This window comes from Ruminococcus callidus ATCC 27760 (assembly GCF_000468015.1).
Lineage (GTDB): Bacteria > Bacillota > Clostridia > Oscillospirales > Ruminococcaceae > Ruminococcus_C > Ruminococcus_C callidus.
In genome coordinates this window covers 1-4,113 of sequence record NZ_KI260361.1, presented here as the reverse complement: position 1 = coordinate 4,113, position 4,113 = coordinate 1, and the positions used below count along the sequence as shown (strand labels likewise).

Sequence of the window (4,113 nt, the reverse complement as noted above, 5' to 3'; positions counted from 1 at the left end):
GCATCTGTCGCACAATCTTTGTGCGGTATTGCCGGATATATTTTGCGGGGAAATGGAGTGCTGTGTCCGTTTCTTTTTGCAACAGGTGAATGCAGACATTTGTTCTTTCTATTTATATTGTGCGGCGGCGAAAATTTTTGACTAAGGGGGGATTTTGTGAAGCCGAATATATCACCCACAGCCTGCCCTCTTTCCCGTCGAAATCGCCAAAAATTTTTCTACATTCTGCTTTTCTTTAAGAATTCTTTAAGCAAACGCCTTTATACTGGATAACAACAGGAAGACAGGCTGCGAAAACCTGTCAACAGCTTCTCGCATTCCAATTCCCGCCTTGCGGCAGACGCCGCTGTTCCGAGGGCAGGGGAAAATAAAGAAACACCGAGCAAAGCTTGTGGTAAGATGCGTCGTCAGATTTTTTGGCAGATTGCTCAGAAATTCCGCAGGCAGACTTGGTGTCTGGCAAGGGATTTCTGGGCAATATGACGAAAAATCTGCACGCAGATTGCGTGCAAAGCCGTCAGGCGGGCTTTATGCAGTGTTTCCATAGCTCCGCAACAGACTGCATCAAAGGAGAAGTGAATAATATGAAGAAACAACCCCACCGCTATATGCGGAAAACAGCAGCAGGCATGGTTGCTTTGTCCATGCTCTGTGCCGCAGCGATTCCCTGCGTACTGGCTATGCCGGCAGGAGCCGCAAGTGCCTCCGGTGATCTGAACGGGGACGGCTCTGTCACTGCCGCAGACGCTGCCATTTTGCAGACTGCTCTGCTGGGCAGTTCCAAGCTGACTGCCCGGCAGTATGCCAACGCCGATGTCACCGGTGACGGTGCTGTCAACGGTCTGGACTTGTCCCGCCTGCGGCAGATGATCGCCACTGTACCGGTCAGCGATGCCATTGCCATTCACCTGAGCGACAGCGGCATTACCGTAGAGGGCGACACCAAGGGTGTCACTGCTGTTTCCGGAAAAACCGTGACCATTTCCGCCTCCGGCAACTACACCGTAGACGGCACCATTACAGACGGACAGATTCTGGTCAATGTGGCAGATCCCACTGCGGATTCTGATGCGGTTTCCCTGTACTTGCAGGGCGTGACCATGACATCTTCCACCGGTGCTCCCTGCATTCTGGGACAGAGTGCAGGGAAGCTGAAGCTGACCTGCTCCGGCATCAACACCCTGACTGACACGGCGGCAGCTGTCAACGCCGACACCAGCGGTGTCATCTACGGCGACTGTGACATTACCGTCACCAAGAACAGCACCGGCACCCTGAACATCACCAGCAGCATGAACACGGCGATCCGTTCCAAGGACGACATCAAGCTGAACGGCGGCGGCATCAGCATCAACACAGATGTCGATGCCACTTCTGACGCCGATGCCATTCGGGCAAATAATACACTGGAAATAGACGGTGCTTCGGTGACCGTGACTTCTTCCGCAGACGGTCTGAAATCCTCCAAGGAGGACGTTTCCATTCTGTCCGGCAAAGTCAGCATCAAGGCAGGCAATGATGCCGTGCAGGCTGCCACAGCCCTGAACATCTCCGGCGGTACGGTGACCGCCAGCGGTGACCGCGGCTTTACGCTGAACGAAAACGGCGTGCTTGCCATTACCGGCGGCGATGTGCTGGCAACGGCGACAGACTACGCATTGGGCATGGATTCTGCCGGTACAGCTGTGACTGTGGACACTTCCAGCTGCACACAGGGCGTGGTACAGCTGGACTATGCGGCAGAGTGGAAAAAGAGCAATGCTGTGACTCTGAAAAAGGGCAGCAGCACTGTCTTTGAAATGACACCGAACAAGAAGTACACCTATGTGCTGGCAAGCAGCAGCAGCCTTTCCGGTTCGGACAGCTACACTCTATACACCGGCGGCACCCAGATGACACACGACGGTTCCGATAACGGCACCTTTGCCATGACCGGCACCCTCACCAAGTTCACCGGCGTACAGGAACTCACCGGCGGCAGCGTGACACCGACGGATGACACTGTGGCAACGGCTCTGGTCTACAGCGGCAGCAGCGTCACAGCGACCAACGCTTCCGGCAGTGTAGTTTCCAACCCCTCGAACCTGACGATCTCCGGAGCCAATGTAACGGTTACCGCTTCCGGCGAACTCTCTGTCAGCGGTGAAAGCACCAGCGGACAGCTTGCCGTCAACGTGGATAAGACCGCGGAACCGGAGGGCAAAGTGGTGCTGAATCTGGAGGGACTGACCTTGTCCAACGACAGCGTTGCCCCGATCTATGTGGAGGCGATCGGTGACGAAGTGCAGATCTCTGCCAAGAACGGCACGACCAATACCATTTCTGACGGCACGTCCCACACGGACACCTATGTGGACAGCGATGGCAACACCAATCCTGTCAACGGGGCGATCTTCTCCCGCGACGACCTGAAACTGAAGGGCAAGGGTACGCTGATCGTCAACGGCAACACCGAGGACGGCATCGTCTGCAAGAACGACCTGAAGATCTGGAACGGCAGCATTACCGTCAACGCCGCAGATGACGGCATTCGCGGCAACGACTCCGTCCGCATCGGCGACCCTGATGCTACCGATTACAGCACTCTGTCTGTGACGGTGAACACCAACAACGGCAGCACCGGCGGCGACGGCATCAAGAGCAACTCCACCGAAACGGATAAGGGCTATATCACCATCAACGGCGGTACAGTCAACATCAATTCTTATGCAGACGGCATTCAGGCAGAGCAGACCTTCACCATGAACGGCGGCGACCTGAATATTACCACATATCAGGGCTCTGACTTTTCCGGCAATGCTTCCGGCGGCTGGGGCGGCGGCATGGGCGGTGACGGCAACTCCGGCAAGACTGACATCAGTGCCAAGGGCATCAAAGCAGTCGGGCTGTATGATGAGACCGGCACCACATGGCAAAGCGGCGGCAACCTGATTATCAACGGCGGTACGATCACCATTGACTCCTCCGACGACAGCCTGCACTGCGGCGGCGATATGCAGCTGCTGGGCGGCAGCATGACCCTTGCCACCGCAGACGACGGTGCACACAGTGACCACGCTCTGATTATCGGCAGCACCGGCGGCGATGATGACACTCCCTATGTGAACATCACCAAGTCCTATGAGGGCATTGAGGGTGTGGATATTACCCAGAACAGCGGTACTGTTATGGTAACCTCCAGCGACGACGGCTACAATGCCGCAGGCGGTTCCGACAGCAGCGGCAACCATAACAACGGCGGCTGGGGACAAGGCGGCTGGGGCGGCCCCGGCGGCGGAAACTCCAGTAACGGCAGTCAGACCATGACCTTTAACGGCGGTTATACCTATGTCAATGCAGCCGGCGACGGGCTGGACTCCAACGGCAACATTTCCTTCAACGGCGGCTATGTCTTTGTTTCCCAGACCGGCGGCGGAAACGGCCCGCTGGACTGCGGCGACAGCAATAACTCGATCACCTATTCCGGCGGCACCGTCATTGCAGCCGGCAGCAGTGATATGTTCGAAACACCCAGCAGCTATTCTTTCCTGTCCCAGACTTCTGTTTCTGCCGGACAGACCATTACCTTTACAGATGCCAGCGGCAACGTGCTTGCCACATTTACCCTGCCCAATGGCTCTGCGGAAATGGTAATGTCCAGCAAGGAATCCAGTGTGACCTGCTATACCGGCGGCACGCTCTCCGGCACGACATATTTCGCAAGTCAGGACGACACAGACCGCTGCGGCTACGGCGGAACCATTAGCGGTGGTACGACCGTTTCTGCAAGTTCCGGCGGCAACGGCGGCTGGGGCGGCGGCGGAAACAACCGCCCGTTCTAAGGCAATACCGCAAAACAGTTTCCGGAGCGTGTTCGCATAAACGCTCTGTATTTTCTCTCTTGAAATAGTGCCTGTAGAAGCAGGAATGCCCATTTTCCCCTCAGGGCAGCATTCACTGCTGCCGCAGTAAAAAAGCGGAGATCCGGTTTTCATCGGATCTCCGCTTTTTGTGTTTATTGGGTGTGCCTTGACAATGTTCGACAGGGTATGCTATAATAAAGTCCTAGGGCATACCGAAAACGGTAGGCGGTTCATCCATGCTCCCATGTACAATTTTGTACGTTGGGAGGTG

At 55.9% G+C, this 4,113-nt stretch carries 1 protein-coding gene; it reads left to right on the top strand.

Annotated elements, in window-relative coordinates; genetic code table 11:
* Positions 1–584 precede the first annotated feature (584 nt).
* Complete coding sequence (locus tag RUMCAL_RS14490; RefSeq protein WP_169725989.1) at positions 585–3,821, top strand: carbohydrate-binding domain-containing protein; 3,237 nt, start codon at positions 585–587, stop codon at positions 3,819–3,821.
* Positions 3,822–4,113: the final 292 nt, after the last annotated feature.